This window comes from Lapillicoccus sp., from assembly GCF_039935575.1.
Lineage (GTDB): Bacteria > Actinomycetota > Actinomycetes > Actinomycetales > Dermatophilaceae > Lapillicoccus.
This window is the reverse complement of record NZ_JBDTKA010000099.1, coordinates 1-17770: the sequence shown is the minus strand read 5'-3', so window position 1 is coordinate 17770 and position 17770 is coordinate 1. Positions and strand designations below refer to the sequence as shown.

16 protein-coding genes are annotated in these 17770 nt (G+C 70.4%); 3 read left to right on the top strand and 13 right to left on the bottom strand.

Going from position 1 to position 17770, the window contains the following annotated elements; all coding sequences use genetic code 11:
- Positions 1–1211: chaperonin GroEL (groL, locus tag ABI385_RS12330; RefSeq protein WP_348104041.1), on the top strand; the 1211-nt coding region annotated here is incomplete at its 5' end.
- 97 nt (positions 1212–1308) lie between these two features.
- On the opposite strand, the gene ABI385_RS12325 is transcribed toward groL, so the two are convergent.
- The gene (locus ABI385_RS12325) at positions 1309–1593 is read right to left on the bottom strand and encodes a WXG100 family type VII secretion target (RefSeq protein ID WP_348104040.1); all 285 of its coding nucleotides are present in this window, start codon (positions 1591–1593) and stop codon (positions 1309–1311) included.
- Between the two features lie 101 nt (positions 1594–1694).
- Here ABI385_RS12325 and ABI385_RS12320 point away from each other — a divergent pair, with 101 nt between their 5' ends.
- Positions 1695–2462, top strand: a complete 768-nt coding sequence (locus ABI385_RS12320; RefSeq protein ID WP_348104039.1) for a DUF4031 domain-containing protein — start codon at positions 1695–1697, stop codon at positions 2460–2462.
- A gap of 132 nt (positions 2463–2594) precedes the next feature.
- Here ABI385_RS12320 and ABI385_RS12315 read toward each other — a convergent pair whose 3' ends face one another.
- Genes ABI385_RS12315 through ABI385_RS12300 form a run of 4 tightly spaced genes read right to left on the bottom strand, consistent with a single transcriptional unit; the run spans position 2595 to position 6435 of the window.
- Positions 2595–3254 carry a hypothetical protein gene (locus ABI385_RS12315; RefSeq protein WP_348104038.1) on the bottom strand — a complete coding sequence of 220 codons (660 nt, stop codon included), beginning with the start codon at positions 3252–3254 and terminating at the stop codon, positions 2595–2597.
- Positions 3242–4564 (bottom strand): D-arabinono-1,4-lactone oxidase, encoded by a 1323-nt coding sequence (locus ABI385_RS12310; protein ID WP_348104037.1) that lies wholly within the window; start codon positions 4562–4564, stop codon positions 3242–3244. Before ABI385_RS12310 ends, ABI385_RS12315 begins: the two co-directional genes overlap by 13 nt.
- A 39-nt stretch (positions 4565–4603) precedes the next feature.
- Positions 4604–5794 (bottom strand): amino acid deaminase/aldolase, encoded by a 1191-nt coding sequence (locus ABI385_RS12305; protein ID WP_348104036.1) that lies wholly within the window; start codon positions 5792–5794, stop codon positions 4604–4606.
- Positions 5791–6435, bottom strand: a complete 645-nt coding sequence (locus ABI385_RS12300; RefSeq protein WP_348104035.1) for a TetR/AcrR family transcriptional regulator — start codon at positions 6433–6435, stop codon at positions 5791–5793. Before ABI385_RS12300 ends, ABI385_RS12305 begins: the two co-directional genes overlap by 4 nt.
- 125 nt (positions 6436–6560) lie before the next feature.
- On the opposite strand from ABI385_RS12300, the gene ABI385_RS12295 reads away from it, so the two are divergent.
- Positions 6561–7763, top strand: a complete 1203-nt coding sequence (locus tag ABI385_RS12295) for an MFS transporter (RefSeq protein WP_348104034.1) — start codon at positions 6561–6563, stop codon at positions 7761–7763.
- Between the two features lie 127 nt (positions 7764–7890).
- On the opposite strand, the gene ABI385_RS12290 is transcribed toward ABI385_RS12295, so the two are convergent.
- The 8 genes from ABI385_RS12290 to ABI385_RS12255 form a co-directional block, all read right to left on the bottom strand.
- On the bottom strand, positions 7891–10020 hold the full coding sequence (locus tag ABI385_RS12290) for a HelD family protein (protein WP_407068270.1): 2130 nt from the start codon (positions 10018–10020) through the stop codon (positions 7891–7893).
- Between the two features lie 79 nt (positions 10021–10099).
- A complete protein-coding gene (locus ABI385_RS12285) occupies positions 10100–11620 on the bottom strand; it encodes a trypsin-like peptidase domain-containing protein (RefSeq protein WP_348104033.1) in 1521 nt (506 codons plus the stop codon).
- Positions 11621–11679: 59 nt separating this feature from the next.
- The gene (locus tag ABI385_RS12280; protein ID WP_348104032.1) at positions 11680–13173 is read right to left on the bottom strand and encodes an ATP-binding protein; all 1494 of its coding nucleotides are present in this window, start codon (positions 13171–13173) and stop codon (positions 11680–11682) included.
- Positions 13170–13898, bottom strand: a complete 729-nt coding sequence (locus ABI385_RS12275) for a response regulator transcription factor (RefSeq protein WP_348104031.1) — start codon at positions 13896–13898, stop codon at positions 13170–13172. Before ABI385_RS12275 ends, ABI385_RS12280 begins: the two co-directional genes overlap by 4 nt.
- Before the next feature lie 80 nt (positions 13899–13978).
- Complete coding sequence (locus ABI385_RS12270; protein WP_348104030.1) at positions 13979–14803, bottom strand: trypsin-like peptidase domain-containing protein; 825 nt, start codon at positions 14801–14803, stop codon at positions 13979–13981.
- Positions 14796–15482 carry a hypothetical protein gene (locus ABI385_RS12265; protein WP_348104029.1) on the bottom strand — a complete coding sequence of 229 codons (687 nt, stop codon included), beginning with the start codon at positions 15480–15482 and terminating at the stop codon, positions 14796–14798. Before ABI385_RS12265 ends, ABI385_RS12270 begins: the two co-directional genes overlap by 8 nt.
- Before the next feature lies 1 nt (position 15483).
- Positions 15484–17139, bottom strand: coding sequence for a DNA repair helicase XPB (locus ABI385_RS12260; protein WP_348104028.1), 1656 nt, complete (start codon positions 17137–17139; stop codon positions 15484–15486).
- Positions 17140–17149: 10 nt separating this feature from the next.
- Positions 17150–17587 (bottom strand): hypothetical protein, encoded by a 438-nt coding sequence (locus tag ABI385_RS12255; RefSeq protein WP_348104027.1) that lies wholly within the window; start codon positions 17585–17587, stop codon positions 17150–17152.
- Between the last annotated feature and the right edge of the window lie 183 nt (positions 17588–17770).

Sequence of the window (17770 nt, the reverse complement as noted above, 5' to 3'; positions counted from 1 at the left end):
GCGAGCAGATCGCTGCGACCGCCTCCATCTCCGCCGCCGACGAGCAGATCGGCGAGCTCATCGCCGAGGCGATGGACAAGGTCGGCAAGGAAGGGGTCATCACCGTCGAGGACTCCAACACGATGGGTCTCGAGCTCGAGCTCACCGAGGGGATGCGCTTCGACAAGGGCTACATCTCGCACTACTTCGTGACCGACACCGAGCGCATGGAGACCGTCCTCGACGACGCCTACGTGCTCGTGGTCAACAGCAAGATCAGCAGCGTCAAGGACCTGTTGCCCGTGCTGGAGAAGGTCATGCAGTCGGGCAAGCCGCTGCTCATCATCGCCGAGGACATCGACGGTGAGGCGCTCGCGACCCTGGTCGTGAACAAGATCCGGGGGACCTTCAAGTCCGTCGCGGTCAAGGCGCCCGGTTTCGGCGACCGCCGCAAGGCCATGCTCGGCGACATCGCCATCCTCACCGGTGGCCAGGTCGTGTCCGAGGAGGTCGGTCTCAAGCTCGAGAACGCCGACCTGGACCTGCTCGGTCGGGCCCGCAAGGTGGTCGTCACCAAGGACGACACGACCATCGTCGAGGACCAGGAGGACCGGTCCGCGATCGAGGGCCGGATCAACCAGATCAAGGCCGAGATCGAGAAGTCGGACTCGGACTACGACCGCGAGAAGCTCCAGGAGCGCCTCGCCAAGCTGGCCGGCGGCGTCGCCGTCATCAAGGCAGGCGCGGCCACCGAGGTCGAGCTCAAGGAGCGCAAGCACCGCATCGAGGACGCCGTCCGCAACGCCAAGGCGGCCGTCGAAGAGGGAATCGTCGCCGGTGGTGGCGTGGCTCTCATCCAGGCCGTCAAGAAGGTCTTCGACAAGCTCGACCTCGAGGGTGACGAGGCTACCGGCGCCAACATCGTGCGCGTCGCGGCCGAGGCTCCGCTCAAGCAGATCGCCATCAACGCCGGCCTCGAGGGCGGCGTCGTGGCAGAGAAGGTCCGCGGCCTCAAGAAGGGTCACGGTCTGAACGCCGCGACCGGCGAGTACGTCGACATGCTCAAGGCCGGCATCAACGACCCGGTCAAGGTGACCAGGTCCGCGCTGCAGAACGCCGCGAGCATCGCCGCGCTGTTCCTCACCACCGAGGCAGTCATCGCCGACAAGCCCGAGAAGGCTCAGCCGGCGATGCCCGGCGGCGACGGTGGCATGGGCGGCATGGACTTCTGAGTCCAGCACCACCCCGCTCCAACGCGAGGCGGCTCCCCGATAGGGGGGCCGCCTTCGCGCATACCCATCACAGCCTTGCCGTATGCCGGTGCGCTCGTCAGTGGGCGAACATCCCGCGCACCCCCTCCTCGGTCTCACGGTAGGTCCCGCTGGCTCGGGCGGTGAGGGCGGCGATCTGGGCGAGGTCGGAGCGGACCCGGTCCTGCAGGGCGGCCCACTCGGTGACCAGGCCCTGGAACTCGGCGGCGGCCGCGCCGGACCAGGACCCTTCGAGCGAGCTGAGCCGGGCGTGCATGGCGCCTACCGACGACTCGATGTCGCCGGCGATGCCGGACATGTCTGACGAGGCCGCCTGGATGCGGTCGGTGTCGACGGTGAACACGAGAACTCCTTGGGTTGTCGGGTGCTGTCCTGTCGACCGTAAGCAACGGGCGCATACCGGCGCGTGCGTTGTCCACAGGCTCGCGGCTACGGTGACTCCCGATGAGCATCTGGATCGACCAGCCGATCTGGCCGCGACACGGCACCGTGTTCGCGCACCTCGTCAGCGACGCCTCGCTCGCCGAGCTGCACGAGTTCGCAGCCCGGGTCGGGTTGCACCCGCGCTCGTTCGAGGGCGACCACTACGACGTGCCGCACGAGCGGTATGCCGCGGTCTTGGCCGCTGGGGCGACTTCGACCTCCGGCGGCAACGTCGTGCGCCTGCTGGTCGCCAGTGGCCTGCGGCTACGCAAGCGCAAGGGTGACTGGCCGGTGGCGCGGGTGCCGTCGATGGTCTTCCCGGACGGGACGACAGCCTCGGTCGACCTCATCGCCTCAGACCGGCTGATCGACCGGCCAGGGGTGTTCGCCGCGATGGTGTTCGTACAAGATGTCGACGGCCGGTTCGCGCTGGTGCACTCGCCGCGCCGCGACTCGTGGGGGTCACCGGGCGGCTGGCTCGAGGCGGGCGAGCCCGCAGCCGTGGGTGCGGTGCGCGAGGTGGCGGAGGAGACCGGGCTGGTCCTGGCCGGACGTGACCTGACGCCATGCGCGTACGAGCGGTTCGAGATCACCGGTGCGGTCCTGGGTCGGTGGCTCCCGGGACGCAGCTACCTGCAGGTCTTCCGCGCGCAGCTCGCAGCCGCGGGGCCCGTGCTGACCGCCAGCGAGGACGACGTGGACGGCTGGCAATGGGTGGACTGGGTGCAGCTCGAGGCGTTGTGTGGTGACGAGTTCTGGTGGCCGCTGGCAGAGCGTCTGTTCGGCTGACGAGGGCCGTTCAGGCCAGGCCACGGTGCGGCCACGGTGCGGCCACGGTGCAGCCACGGTGCAGCTACGGTGCAGCTACGGTGCGGCGATTGGCGGACGACAACCCAACGCCCCGGAACCACCCACCGGCTGTTAGTCCAGCTGGGCCAACCGGGCCAGCTCACGAGCGACGTTCTCACGGGCCGGGTCCTCCCAGTGCTCGGTCCCGTAAGCCGACAGGTAGATGCCGTCGGGACCGACCAGGCCGCGCAGGATCGCGGTGCGCCCCAGGCGGTACACCTCGTCGGGCACCGCGGCATACTCCTCCCGCACCTGACCGCAGTAACCGTCGAAGCGCTCCCGCGGAGCCGCGAGGATCCAGAGGTCGGCATCGTGGAAGGCCCGCTGGAGAGACGAGCCGTGCGGCACCTCGTGGGCCGCGGTCATCTCGACCAGCTCGACGACGACGGCCGTATCCGTCGCGGCGAGACCGGCCCGGGGGAGCACCGTGGTTGCCAGCCGGGCGCTCGCGGCCTCGTTGGCGCCCGGGGAGGCGGCGGGGTCGTACTGCGCGTCGTGCAGCCAAGCCGCGACCCGGGCCAGCCTGGCCTCGTCCTCGGTGAGCTCGCCGGCGTCGGTGAGATCCTCGAGAGCCCAGAACATCTCCACCAGGTGCCGGGTCGAGTGGTAGCGGCGGTGCGACTCGGTCCAGCGAGCCAGCAGCTCGGCACCGACGGCGGCGACGTCGTCAGGGTCAGCGTCCGGGTTGAGGGAAACCAGGTCCGCAGCCCACCGGGTGATCAACCCCGGCACAGGACGCGCTCCAGGTAGTCGTTGCCGAAAACCCGGTTCGGGTCGACCTCGTCGCGCACGCGTAAGGCGTCGTCGAAGCGTGGGTAGAGCGGCGCCAGCGCCTCTGAGTCAAGGGTGTGCAGCTTGCCCCAGTGCGGCCGGCCGCCGACGCCCGTGAGCACGTGCTCGACTGCAGTGAAGAACTCGGCGAACGGTTCACGGTAGTAACGGTGCACCGCCAGATAGGCGGTGTCCCGCCCGTATGCCGTCGACAACCATACGTCGTCGGCCGCGGCGACGCGGATCTCCATCGGGAAGGAGATTCGCCAGCCCCGGTCGGCGATGAGGCGACGGACGGCGCGTAACGCGTCGGGGAGCTCGGCGAGCGGGAGGGCATACTCCATCTCTCGGAACCGGACCCGGCGCCGCGACGTGAAGACCCGGTGGGACTGGTCGGTGTAGGCGCGGTCCGAGACCAGGTGGGCAGCGGCCCGGTTGACCGTCGGTATGAGGCTGGGCACCGTGCTGCCGAGCAGGCAGGTGACTGCGAAGACACCGTTAGACATCAGCTCGTCGTCGATTATATTGCGCCACAGAGGAATTGGGTGTCCCGGGGTGTCCACGGGCATTCGGGTGTTCGACTTCACCAGCGCAGTGTCGGTGTGGGGGAACCAGTAGAACTCGACGTGGTCGGTCGCCGCCATGCGTTCGGCGAAACCGTCCAGGACGCCGTCCAGCGGCTCCGGGTGCTCGTCCGCAGAGAGGAGGAACTCGGGAACGCACTGCAGCGTCACCTCGGTCAGCACGCCGAAGGCACCGAGGCCGACGCGAGCCGCCTCGAACAGGTCCGACCGCTGATCGGCCGAGCAGGTCACCACCGAACCATCGGCCAGCACCATCCGCATCGCCCGGACCTGACCGGCCAGTCCGGTGAACCGCGCTCCGGTGCCATGGGTTCCGGTGGAGATGGCACCCGCCAGCGTCTGTGCGTCGATGTCGCCCGTGTTCTCCAGGGCGAGCCCATGGGTGCGCAGCAGAACCGATAGGTCTCGCAGCCGGATGCCGGCGCCGACCGTGACGAGCCCGGACGAGCGGTCCGCACTCCGGACGCCAGAGAGTCGATCCAGCCGCAACGAGACCCCCTCGGTGACCGCTATCGGAGTGAACGAGTGCCCCGCACCCAGGGGACGGACTCTGCGCCCAGATGCCTTGGCGGACAGCAGGACTGCGGCGACCTCACTCTCGTCAGCCGGCGTTCGCACCTCGGCGAACGTCATCGCTGCTGACCGCCCCCAGTTCTGCCAGCCGCCCGTCTTCCCGGGTGCCGTCATCGAACCTCGCGCAGCACTACGTCCGCGATGTTCGGCATGTCAGAACACCTGGTCCTCACCGCGGTAGGTCGGCCACACCTGCGCGACGGCGCCGTCGACCACCAGGTGCACCTCGCGCAGGTGCTCGGCCGACTCTCCGGCTTTCGCGTGCCGCAGCCACACCTGGTCGCCGACCTGCAGCCGGACGGCCGAGGCGCCGCGCACCGGCGTCTGAACTTCTCCCGGTCCTTCCTGTCCGACGTAACGAAGCCCAGGCGGGTCCGCGAGGACCGGAAGCCGGTCTGCTCCGGGAGGCCCCGAGGCCACCCAGCCACCACCGGCCAGCGTGGCGACCTGACGCCCCGGCCGCCGAACCACCGGCAGCACGAAGAACGACGCGGCGGCGGGGTGGAAGTCGCGGTAGCGGTCGAACAGCCCCGGACCCATCAGGCCGGACCCGGCCGCGACCTCGGTGACCGACTCGTCTGCGGAGGTGGTCTCCAAGGAGCCCGTGCCGCCCCCGTTGACGAACTCGAGGTCCGCGATATCCCGCACGGCGGCGACCGTCGCGGCCCGGCGCTCCACCAGCTCCGCGGCCGATCGCCGCTGCATCACCCTGACGGCGCGAGGTCGGACCCCACCGCCGCGGTTTCCCACGCCGGCGATCTGCCCCTCGTACGCCATCATCCCCACAAGCTCGAACCCCGGGCGGTCGACGATCTGCCGAGCCAGTCGCGCAGCCGCGCCCGGCGAACGCACGGGAGACCGGAGCGCTCCGAGGTGCAGCCCGGGCGCCGGACGGTAGGCGGCGTCCAGCTCGAGACAGACGCGCACGGGCGGCCGCGAGCTGGCTGGCCGCACCCGGTCCACGATGTCCAGCTGCGCGACGTCGTCCACCATCAGCGTGATCGACGACGACGCCGACTCGTCGCCGGTCAGGGCGGTCAGGGCGGCCCGGTTGACGGTCGGGTAGCCGACCACAATGTCGTCGAACCCATTGCGGTGCAACCACAACGCCTCAGGCAGCGCATACGCGAGCAGCCCGGAGAAGCCGGATAGGTCCACGGTTCGCCGGATCAACGACCGGATCCGCACCGACTTCGTGGCGAGTCGAATGGTCCTCCCGTTCGCCCGACGGACCAGGTCGGTGGCGTTGGACTGCAGCGCGGCGTCGTCGAGCACACCGAACGGCGGGTCCAGATCCGCGACCGCGGCGCGCAGGGTGCTCGACGGCGTGGCCCAGATCGTCATGGAGCCACTGACCCATCGCGGACGGTGGCGCGGGCGGCGGCATATCGGACCCGGCGACGGTGCCGCGCGATGTCCTCGGCGCACGCGCGGAGTGCGGCGCGGGCGCCCTCGGCGTCGGCGTCGATCAGGAACTGCAGGGTCAGTCCGTCCAGCAACGCAACGACCTGGCGCGCGAGGACGTCCACAGGTCGGTCCCAGGCGATGCCACGCACTGCAGCGATCTCCTCGAGCACCCCCGTGACGGCCAGGGGGTATGCCGCGTAGCGCACCTTGGCCGGGTCGGCCAGCGCCGGCTCGCGCAGCGACATGGCGGTGATCTCGTAGACGACCTGGTGCACCTGCGGCTCGCTCTCGACCAGCTCCCAGTACGCCAGCAGAGCTCGGTGCACGGTGTCGACGAGGGACCCGCCCCGTACGACGGCCGCCGCTGCTGCGGAGAGCTCGCGGGGAAGCAGGTCCGCGGCGAGCTCGGTCAACAGCTCGTTGCGGCTGTCGAAGCAGTAGTGGAAGGACCCTTGCGGCATCCCGGCCTCGGCGCAGATCGCGCGCGTCGTCGCCCCTGCCACGCCATGGTCCAGCAGCACCCGCCACGCCGCGTCGAGCAACAGAGCGCGCCGTTCGGCGGCGGCGATACGCGGCATGACGGATATCGTCCGGGCAACCCGGCAGCCAGGTCAAGACATTCGGAGGAGTTCTTGGTCACGCGACCAAGTTGCCCGACCAGATCACTTGACGGAGAGCGGGCGGGACCCCGATAGTCGCCGGCATGAGCAGTGCTGCGACAACCGACGAGCCCGTACGCGCCCGCGCTCGGGTCGCGGTGTGGGTCGCGTTCGCGGCCCAGGGCCTCGGGTTCGCGACGGTGCTGACCCATCTCCCGGCCCTGAAGGACCGCTGGGGGCTGGACGACCTCGCGGTCACGGCCATCATGTTCTGCGTCGCACTGCTCGCCGGTGGGGGTTCGGTCCTGGCTGCTGTCCTGGCCGGCCGGGTGGGGAGCGGGACGACGCTGCGCCTCGCGCTGGCCACGGCGGCGGTCGGTCTCACGGTGACAGGACTGGCCCCGTCGTTCGTGGTGTTCTGCGTCGGGATCGGTGTCTATGGCCTGGCCCTCGGGCTCATCGACGCCACTACGAATATGCAGGCGGTCGCGTTGGAGGCCGAGTACGGCCGGTCCATCCTGACGTCGTTCCACGCGGCGTGGAGTGTCGGCGGGATCCTCGGAGCCCTGGCGACAGCAGGCGCGTCCGCGCTCGACTTGGGGCTGGCTCCGGCACTGCTCCCCGTGGCCGCGGTCATGGTCCTCGTCGCCGGCGCCCCGTTCCTGCGCGCCGGTCCCCCGGCCGGTGGGCCGGCAGGCCCCGAAGGTCGTGGTCCTGCGACTCCCTGGCGGTCGCTGGCCCTCCTGGGCTCCGCACTGGTCCTGTTCTACGTCGCCGACTCAGCGGCCGCCTCGTGGTCGTCGATCTACCTCAGTGACGTGCTGCTGGCGTCGGCGACCGTGGCACCGCTGGCGTACGGCGCTTACCAGGCCACCAGCCTGGGCTCACGACTCGTCGGTGACCTGGTCGTGCGCCGGCGGGGCCCGGTAACGGTGGTCCGCAGCGCCGCCGTGGTCGGGATCCTCGGACTGTTCCTGGTCATCGCCGCGCCGGCCCCGGCCCTCGCGATCGCCGGTTTCGCCGTCCTGGGCGCCGGTCTGGCCGTAGTGGCGCCCCTGACGTTCGCCGCCGCCGGCCGACTCGCCGGCCCCGACCCGGGCCGGCGGCAGCGGATCGACGCGCTGGTGGCGAGGCTCAACCAGTTCAACTACCTCGGGTTCGTCCTCGGCGGGGTGGTCACGGGCCTGATCAGCACGGGGAGCGGTCTGCGGGGAGGCTTCGTGGTGCCGCTGGTGGCGGTGGTGCTGATCTTGCCGCTCGCTCGCGCCTTCGCCACCGCGGCCACGTCCAGGCACGACCACCTCTGACGTCCCGGCCCCTCGACTCGACGCCCCAAGCCGCGACTCGACGCTGCGTCGAGCCGCATGACGCCCCATCCATGGTGGGTCAAGTGACCTGACGCAGCGTCGAATCGGTCTGGGCCGGCAGCCAGGCTCACCGTTCTGGACCGGCCAGCTGCGGGGGCAGCGGTTCCGAGTGGACGACGGTCAGAGCCGAGACCGCTCGGGTGAGGACGACGTAGAGCCGGCGCAGTCCGGTCCGAGTGTCCGGCTCGTGCGCCGCGATCGCGGCCGGTTCGACGACGACCACATTGTCGAACTCCAGGCCCTTGGCCACGGCTGCAGGGACGAGGACGACCTGATGGTCGACGTCTCCGTGGTCGGCGCCCAGCACGCCGTGCTCGATTCCATTCTTGCGCAACGCAGTCGAGAGATCCGCAACCATACCGACTGGCGAAATAACCCCTAGGGAACCAGGTTCGGCCGCCATCGTCGACACGACCTGCACGACCCGGGTGACGACCTCGGGACCGGCCACCCGGACCACGTCGAGCCGCCCCGGGTTGTCCCGAACCGAGACCGGAGCTCCCAACCCGGGCGCCATCGACGGCAACAGTCGGGCGGCATAGTCGATCACGGAAGCCGGCACCCGGAAGCCGCGATCGAGGATCTCGACGTGTGCACCAGGTTTGCCCAGGTGCTCCAGCGACGCCGCCCAGGACTCGGTCGCCCAGGCGGTAGTGCCCTGCGCGATGTCCCCGAGCACCGTCGCCGAGCCGGTCGAGCACCGTCGTCCCACCGCGCGCAGCTGCATCGGCGAGAGGTCCTGAGCTTCGTCGAGGACGACATGGCCGAGGCTCGGGGTGCGGTCGATGAGGTCGGTCAGCTCGTCCAGCAGCACCGCGTCGGCCGCGGTCCATTGCGCGGAACCCTTCGTGCGCGGCGGTTTCGACCAGGTCAACAGAGTCTGCTCTGCCTCGGAGAGCAGGCCGTCGGCATGTGCGGCCAGCGCCGTCGGGTTGCTCCACAGCTCGAACAGGACCTGCCTCGGGTCGAGGGCCGGCCACACCTGCGACGTGTAGGCCTTGACCGCTGTGCTGCGAGCGACGGCGTCCTGAACCCGGTCGTCGGGTGAGTCACCGCTGAGCTCCATCGCCAACAGCACGCGGTGCGCAAGGCGTTGCGGCAATACGCCCCGGGCTGCGCCATAACGGATCTGACGTTCCCGCAGCTCGCCCAGGATCTCGCGGACCTCGTCTGCCGGGACCCGCCACTTGCGTGCTCCGCGCGGGACGACCAGGGGCTCTGTCGGGTGGGCGACGTGGGACCATACGGCCCGTTCGAGCAGCTCACCCATCCGGGGGTCGCCCTTGAGCACCGCGACCGCGGCCCGGTCGAGGGCGCGCACGGGGACGGTCGCGGTCAGGTCTTCGATGGTGGTGTGCCGGACGTCGACCTCACCCAGGGCAGGCAGGACGGCACCGATGTGGTCGAGGAAGGCGCGGTTCGGGCCCACCACCAGCACTCCCGAACGCACCAACCGGCCCCGGTACGCATACAGCAACCAGGCGGCCCGGTGCAGGCCGACGGCGGTCTTGCCGGTGCCGGGTGCCCCCTGCACGCAGATGGTCGTTCCCGCGTCGGCGCGGACGATCTCGTCCTGCTCCGGCTGGATGGTCGCGACGATGTCGCGCATCGGGCCCACCCGCGGACGCTCGATCTCGTCGGCGAGGATCCGGCTACGCCCGACGTCCGCTGGTTCAGGGGCGGTGAGATGCTCGTCCTCGTATGCGGTCAGCTGGCCACGGTCGACCCCGAACCGGCGGCGCAGCCGCACCCCCATCGGTTCGGTGCGGCTCGCGCGGTAGAACGCACCGGACAGGTCCGCGCGCCAGTCGATGACGAGCGGGTCCCCAGCCTCGTCGTTGACGTGCCGGCGCCCGACATACCAGCGCTCCGGGTCACTCCCAGGGTGGACTGGACGCTCGAGGTCGAGCCGTCCGAAGAACAGGGTGCTACGGGGGTCGTCGACGAGCTGGGCAGCCCGGCGTTGCAGCGTCAGGGCCAGGAGCTCGTCGGAGACGCGGTCGCCGCCGGCGGCTCGCATGGACAGGGTGTGCTCGCGCATCCGGGCCAGCTCGACACGGGCCCGGGCGAGGTACGCCTGTTCCTCGGACAGGCCGTCGGGAGGATGGCTGGGCGGATGGCTGGGCGGATGGCTGGGAGGCAGGTCGGTGGGCATAACGAAGGGGCCCTCCACAGGGGTGCGGTTGCGAAAAGGCAAGCGCAGCAATCTACCTGTGGGGGCCCCCTCTGAGGTAGCCGGCCCGCGAACCAGGGAAAAGGCGGGCGGCTTACCTCCCCTAGCCGGGACGGGCGGCCAGGGTGACCTTGAGGTCCTGCTGTTGTGAGCCGCGGACGACGGTCATGGTCACCGTGTCGCCCACCTTGTGCTCGTGAATGGCCGCGACGAGAGACTCAGAGGACTGGATCGACTGACCGTCGATGGCGATGACGGCGTCGCCCGCCTGCAGGCCTGCTGTCGCCGCCGGGGTGCCGGCCGTGACCGCGTGGACGAGCGCCGCCTGGCGCTTCGAGCTGCCGTCGGTGACGGTGGTGTCGGTTGCCGAGACACCGATGTAGGCGTGCGCGGCCTTGCCGCTCGAGATCAGCTGGTCGGCGATCGACTTGGCCTCGTTGGACGGGATGGCGAAGCCGATGCCGATGCTGCCGCTCTGGCTGCTGGAGGACGAGCCCAGCGACGCGATCGAGCTGTTGATCCCGATCAGCTTGCCGTCCGCGGTCACCAGGGCACCACCGGAGTTGCCGGGGTTGATCGCGGCCGAGGTCTGGATCGCGTTGGTGACCACGGGGCCGGCGGTCCCCGAGCCTGGCGTCTGACCCGGCGACCCCTGCTGGCCCTGCTGGCCCTGCTGGCCCTGGGGGGACTCACTCGCCTGGGTGGACACCGGGCGGTTGAGCGCGCTGACGATGCCGGTTGTGACGGTTCCGGAGAGCCCCAGCGGGTTGCCGATGGCCATGACCGGCTGGCCCACGGTGAGTGACTTGGAGTCACCGATGCTCATCGGGACCAGGTCACTGGGCGGGTTGGAGATGAGCAGCACGGCGAGGTCGGTGGTCGGGTCGGTGCCGACGATCTTCGCGTCATAGGTGCGGCCGTCGTTGAGGGTGACGCTGATCGTGGCGCCCGTTCCCGCGCCGGTGGCGACGTGGTTGTTGGTGAGGATGTGGCCCTGACTGTCGAGGACGACGCCCGAACCCTGGCCCTGGGCCTGCGCGCTGGCGACGGTGATCGACACGACGCTCGGGGCCACCGCCTTGGCGGTCGCGGTCCAGTCCGGCGCCGTGGCGCTGCCCTGGATGACCTGCGGCGAAGAGCTCCCGTTGGACTGGGTCGTGGTCGCGGCGGTGGTGGTCGCCGCCACGGTGGGTGCGGCATAACGGGTCGCGACGAAGGTCCCGCCACTAGCCAGGACCGCGGCGAGAAGCGCGACCGCGGTCAGCTGGCCGACGCCCCTGCCGCCCTTGTTCCTCGGCGCAGGGGTCGGGGTGGGCGTGGGGGTCGGGTAGACCGGGTGGCCGCCACTCATCCCATTGCTGCCACCTTCGCCATTGCCGCCATTGCCGCCACCCACTCCCGCACCGAACCACTCTGTACGCGGCGCCTCCTGCGGCGTGCCGAAGCCGTAACCCTGGTTCGGGTTCGAGGCCCACAGCGGGGGGCTGGTGCGCTCGAGGGCCTGCGTGCGCTCGGTGCTGTCGCCGGAGACGGCCGGCGCTCCGGTGTGCTCCGCGCCTTCGTTGGCGGGCGTCTCGTCGGGGGTCGGACTCCCGGAGCTCCCTGGGTGCGTCTGCTGCGTCATCGGTAGTTCCCTCTCTGGCTCGCCGGGTCCGGTGGGACCTCCTGGCTCTCTGATGACCACTAGACCTCGTCGTCGTCAACGTGCGCTTTGGCATCCCTGTGAAGGTGCTGTGGGAGTTCGAGAACGAAGGTCGCGCCGCCGCCAGGGGTCTGCGCGACGCCGACCTTGCCGTCGTGGGAGGCCACGATGGCGGCCACGATGGCGAGCCCAAGGCCGTTACCCCCACCCGCGCCGCTGCGACTGCGTGCGGGGTCGGCCCGGTAGAACCGCTCGAAGACACGCCGCGCCCGGGCGGCGTCGATCCCCTCGCCGTGGTCGCGGACCTCCAGCGCCGCGATCCCGCCGGGCCGGATCCCGACCGCGATCTCGACCGGTGTGCCTGAGGGGGTGTGGTTGAGGGCGTTGGAGACCAGGTTCGTCACGACCTGGCGCAGCCGTTGCTCGTCGCCGGCCACGTGCACCGGGCCGAGCGGGCCGCCGATGCCGACGAGCCGCACGTGCCGGTCGGGCGCCAGAACCCGCGCGTCCTGGGTGGCGTCCCCGGCCAGGACCGCCAGGTCGACGTCGTCGATGTCCATCCGGCGTTCGCCGTCCAACCGAGCGAGCACGAGGAGGTCGTCGACCAGGCCCGACATCCGCGCAGCCTCGCCCTCGACGCGCCCGAAGGCGAGGGCGACGTCCTCGGGTTTGCTCACAGCACCCTGCCGGTAGAGCTCGGCGTACCCACGCACGGTCGCCAGCGGCGTACGCAGCTCGTGCGAGGCATCGGCGACGAACTGGCGCATCCGCTCCTCAGAGGCCTCCCGCACGGCGAACGAGTGCTCGACCTGGCTCAGCATCGCGTTGAGCGACCGCGACAGGGAGGCCACCTCGTCTCGGCTCTGGGGCTCGGGAACACGCTGGCTCAGGTCACCCGCCGCGATGGCCGCGGCGGTGTCCTCGATCTGGGTGAGGGGTCGGAAGGCGCGCCGCATCAGGAACCACCCGATCAGCAGGGCCGCGGCGAGCACGACGAGGCCGATGAGCGCGGCGTAGGCTCGCACGCTGCGCAGGGTGTCTTCCATCTGGCGCAGCGGAACCGCGACAACGTAGACAGCGTCGCGGTTCTGGTTCTGACCGGCGACGGCCCGCCACTTGAGGTCGTCGTCGGCGGTGTCGACCGAGCCGACAGTGAACGGCATCATCTTGATCACCCGGGGGTCGGTCGCGGCCAGGGGAGGGATCGCCGGCTGGGCACCGGGCTCGGTCGCGGCCTCGGCGACCCGGACGCCACCCGAGCCGTCAGGGCGGAACAGCCGGACGGTGAAGTTCGGCTGGATGGTCTGCGAGCCCCCGCTGCCGTAGGCCACGGCCGCGGCGATCTCGCCGTAGGTCCGCAGCTCCTCGTCGGTGCGGTCCAGCAGGTAGGTGCGCAGCAGCACGTTGACGATGAGGCTGGACACCAAGAGAGCCGGCGCGAGCAGGACGGCGACCACGGTGAGCAGCCGGACCCGCAGCGGTATGCCGCCGACCGCCGCGCGCAGCGAGTCGCGGCGCTGCGCGAGCAGGCTCACGCGGTGGCGCTGCCCGGGGGCAGGCGCAGCACGTAGCCGATGCCGCGCTTGGTGTGGATCAGGGCCGGCTCGACAGTGTCCACCTTGCGGCGTAGGTAGGAGATGTAGGACTCGACGATGCCGGACTCGCCACGGAAGTCGTAGTCCCAGACGTGATCGAGGATCTGCGCCTTGGACAGCACCCTGTTGGGGTTGAGCATGAGGTAGCGCAACAGCTTGAACTCCGTCGGCGACACCTCGATGACCCTGCCACCTCGCCGGACCTCGTGCGAGTCGTCGTCGAGCTCGAGGTCGTGGAAGGTGAGGGTGGCCGTGTTGGTATCCCCTCCCCGGGTGCGCCGCAACACCGCGCGGATCCGGGCGACGACCTCCTCGAGGCTGAACGGCTTGGTGACGTAGTCGTCCCCCCCGACCGTCAACCCCTTGATCTTGTCGTCGATCGAGTCCCGCGCGGTGACGAACACGATCGGCAGCTGCCGACCGGACTCGCGCAGCCGGCGGGTGACCTCGAAACCGTCCATGTCGGGAAGCATGACGTCGAGGACGACGAGGTCGGGGCTGCGCTCGGAGGCGCTGGTGATCGCGGACCGTCCGTCGCTCGCCACGGAGACCTCGAACCCAGCGAACCGCAGCGAGGTAGCCAGCAGCTCACGGATGTTGGGCTCGTCCTCGACGACGAGCAGGTTGGCTTCGGGCGTCGCGTGGGGGGTCGTGTCGGTCGTCACGACAAGTGAGTCTGTGACGCATACCTGTGAGTTTGCTGGGAGTCAGCCGAACGCGGTGCTGGGTATGCGGCGGGCCGGCATCAGGACGGGGAGCAGCTGACCGGGGTGGCGAAGCCGTTGGCGTTGGCGAGGTGGGCGCTCAGGACGGACACCCCGATCGACCCGGCCGTGCCGTCTCCGGACTTGGCGTAGACCACCGCGACGACGGCGCCGTGGCGGTCCAGGATCGGCCCGCCCGAGTTGCCGTGGTCGACGGCGGTGCTCGACCTCATCGCAAACCCACCCTTCAGCTGGGTGTCCACGAACCAGCCCTCGACGGTCCCCGTGCTGGTGAAGACGGGGCCACCGAGGGGATATCCGATGGCCGCGACGTGCTGTCCGATGGCGGCATTGCCTGGTGCCAGCGGAAACGGCACGGGAAGGGTCGCGTCGGTGTGGATGACGGCAAGGTCGATGTCCGAGGCCTGGCTGACGTCCTTGACCTTGATCTCCCGTCCGTCGACCGTGTCGACCTGGATCAGGCTCGCGCCGTTGACCACGTGCTGGTTCGTCACGACCGTGTGCGGGTCGACGACGAAGCCGCTGCCGGTGTAGACGCCCGTGCACGTGACGCTGCGGATGCGCAGCACGCTGGCCTCCCACCGCTCGATGGTGGTCGAGTCGGCGTCGAGGGCCGCATAGGTGTCGCCGAAGAGCGACGTCGTCGTGGGCGTCGGGCTCGGCGTCGGGCCGGGGGACTCGGTCGCGGACGTCGCCGGGTCGGGGGCCCCGAGCGTGCTCCCGGCCGCCTCGGGCGGCACCGCGGGGCCCATCGCGGGCAGGACGGCGCAGGCCGAGGTCGTCAGCACGCCGGCCAGGATGGCCCCGGTCACGAGCAGCCGCGCGGCACAGCGGCGTTCAGCCACCGGGGGTGTTCTGGTTCAAGAAGGTGCGCAGCGCGTTGTTGGCGTTGTTGGCTGCCGAGCAGGCGGAGTCGAGCTCCTTGACGAGCCCGTCGAACGTCGACCTGGTCGCCGACGAGGACAGGTTGTCGATCTGGACCAGCTTGTCGGCGCACTTCGTCGTCGCCTCGTTGGCCGCGGTGAACAGACCGGACGCCTTCTTCGTGTCGGCGATCTGGTCGTCGGCCTGGGCCTTCTGGTTGGCCAGGTCACGCACCTGTGCCTGGGCGGTGTCGAGCTTGGCCTTCGCGTCGGCGAGCTGAGTTCTGGTCTGGCCGAGCGACGCGTCACTCGCCGACAGGCTCGCCGTCGAGGAGGCGAACGCCTGCTGGTACCAGGCGGATCGGCCATTCGCGTGGTCGGCGACCACCCAGAGATAGCCGACCAGGGACCCCACCGCGAGCAGCAGGACCACGCAGGCGGCGATGGCTGCGAGACGTGGGACGCGGGGCGCGCCTAGGCGGCCGGCGAGCCGGGTACGGCCGCTGCGCCCCGGCCCGTCGGGCGTGGCCGGCTGCCGCGGCTCCGGTCCGTTGGCTGCCAGGTTGTCCGCCAGGTTGTCGGGCGAGGGCGGCGCCGGCTCGGGCGAGAACGCGAGCTCGTGGGTGCCCGGCTGCGCCGGGAGGTCATCGGTCGTACTCACGTCACGGGAGCTCCTCGTGCGGGGTGAGGTCGTCGGCGTCGACGATCCGGTAGGCATACCCCTGCTCGGCCAGGAAGCGCTGCCGGTGCGCGGCGAAGTCCGCGTCGACGGTGTCACGCGCGACCACGGTGTAGAAGTGCGCGGTGTGCCCGTCGCCCTTGGGACGCAGCACCCGGCCCAGCCGCTGCGCCTCCTCCTGGCGAGAGCCGAAGGTGCCGGACACCTGGATCGCGACGCTGGCCTCGGGCAGGTCGATCGAGAAGTTGGCGACCTTGCTGACAACCAATAGCTGCACGGCGCCTTCGCGGAACTCCTGGTAGAGCCGCTGTCGCACCGCGACCGTCGTCTCGCCGGTGATGATCGGGGCGTGCAACCGTTCGGCGAGGTTGTCCAGCTGGTCGAGATACTGGCCGATGACCAGCGTCGGCTCACCTCGGTGCCGCTCGACGAGCTGCTCGACCACGGGGTCCTTGGCGCTGCTGCACGACGCCAACCGGTAACGCTCGTCGGGCTCGGACATCGCGTAGGCCATCCGCTGGCCGTCCGGCAGCGATACGCGTACCTCGACACAGTCCGCCGGAGCGATGTAGCCCTGCGCCTCGATGTCCTTCCACGGCGCGTCGTAGCGCTTGGGGCCGATGAGGGAGAACACGTCGCCCTCGCGGCCGTCCTCACGCACCAGGGTCGCGGTCAGGCCGAGGCGCCGCCGGGCCTGCAGATCTGCGGTCATCCGGAAGATCGGAGCCGGCAGCAGGTGCACCTCGTCGTAGAGGATGAGCCCCCAGTCACGGGCGTCCAGCAGGTCGAGGTGGGTATAGATGCCCTTCCGCCTGGTGGTCAGCACCTGGTATGTCGCGATGGTGACCGGCCGGATCTCCTTACGAGCGCCCGAGTACTCGCCGATCTCGTCCTCGGTGAGTGACGTGCGCCGCAGCAGCTCGTCCTTCCACTGCCGCGCCGACACGGTGTTGGTCACGAGGATCAGTGTGGTCGCGCCGGCGGCAGCCATCGCCCCGGCGCCGACCAAGGTCTTGCCGGCGCCGCATGGCAGGACGACGACCCCGGACCCGCCGTGCCAGAACCCGTCCACCGCGTGCTGCTGGTAGGGGCGTAGTGACCAGCTCGTCGTGTCGAGCGTGATCGGGTGCGCCTCGCCGTCGACGTATCCGGCGAGGTCTTCGGCCGGCCACCCGACCTTGAGCAGCTCCTGCTTGAGGTGGCCCCGCTCGGAGGGGTGCACGGCGACGGTGAGGTCGTCGATGCGCGCGCCGAGCAGCGGCTGGATCTTCTTGTGCCGCAGGATCTCCTCGAGGACGGGCCGGTCCGTGGTGTGCAGGGTCAGGCCCATGGTCGGGTTCTTCTCGAGGGTCAGTCGACCGTAACGGGCCATCGTGTCGGCGATGTCGATGAGCAGCGCCTGCGGTACGGCATACCGACTGTGCGTCAGCAGTGCGTTGACCACCTGCTCGGCGTCGTGGCCGGCGGCTCGCGCGTTCCACAGGCCGAGGGGGGTGACGCGGTAGGTGTGCACGTGCTCGGGAGCGCGCTCGAGCTCGGCAAACGGCGCGATCGCACGCCGCGCCTCCTGCGCCCCGGGGTGGTCGACCTCGAGCAGGAGGGTCTTGTCGCTCTGGACAATCAGTGGTCCGTCGTTCACGTCAGCGACCTCATCGGTTGGACAGCGCCCATGTGTAGAACCAGATGAGCAAGGGGATGGCAATAGCGAAGTTGACGGCCAGCACGATCCAGCCGGTCGTGGTCCGCTTGCGGGACGCCGCGAGGTCCCGGGCGTTCAGCCGCCACGCGAGGACGGCGATCACGGCACTCGGGATGCCGATGATCCCGGTCGCGAGGACGGCGATGACCGACACGACGAGCAGGACGAGCGCGCTGGTCGCGAAGGGTGCGGTCGGCGGGGCATAACCGGCATACCCCTGCTGGTATGCCGGGGGGCCCGGCTGCGGGTAGCCCTGCGGGGGCGGGGGATACGCCTGCTGCTGCTGGACCTGCGGTGGGTGAGCCGGCTGCTGAGGAGACCACTGCGGGGCCCCCGGGGGCGCGCCGAACGCACCCTCGGAAGGGCGGGCCTGCGGCGTTTCGCTCATCGGATCACCCTACCTAACGGCGGGGACAGCGGCGTCCGGTCCCGGCGTATCGGCGGTCCTGCGGGGCGGTTCGGGTCAGGCGTCTGGGCCTCGCTGACGAGCCCACCACCGGGACGGTCTCGCGTCCTCCCCGCCTGACAAGATGGTCGTCTCCGACGACGCGGAAGAGGGGACGGGATGAGG

Excerpts from the sequence above, each read along its gene's own strand:
- ABI385_RS12320 (WP_348104039.1), top strand. The coding sequence starts at position 1,695 with ATGAGCATCTGGATCGACCAGCCGATCTGGCCGCGACACGGCACCGTG.
- ABI385_RS12310 (WP_348104037.1), bottom strand. The coding sequence starts at position 4,564 with ATGACGGCACCCGGGAAGACGGGCGGCTGGCAGAACTGGGGGCGGTCA.
- ABI385_RS12305 (WP_348104036.1), bottom strand. The coding sequence starts at position 5,794 with ATGACGATCTGGGCCACGCCGTCGAGCACCCTGCGCGCCGCGGTCGCG.
- ABI385_RS12300 (WP_348104035.1), bottom strand. The coding sequence starts at position 6,435 with ATGCCGCGTATCGCCGCCGCCGAACGGCGCGCTCTGTTGCTCGACGCG.
- ABI385_RS12295 (WP_348104034.1), top strand. The coding sequence starts at position 6,561 with ATGAGCAGTGCTGCGACAACCGACGAGCCCGTACGCGCCCGCGCTCGG.
- ABI385_RS12285 (WP_348104033.1), bottom strand. The coding sequence starts at position 11,620 with ATGACGCAGCAGACGCACCCAGGGAGCTCCGGGAGTCCGACCCCCGAC.
- ABI385_RS12255 (WP_348104027.1), bottom strand. The coding sequence starts at position 17,587 with ATGAGCGAAACGCCGCAGGCCCGCCCTTCCGAGGGTGCGTTCGGCGCG.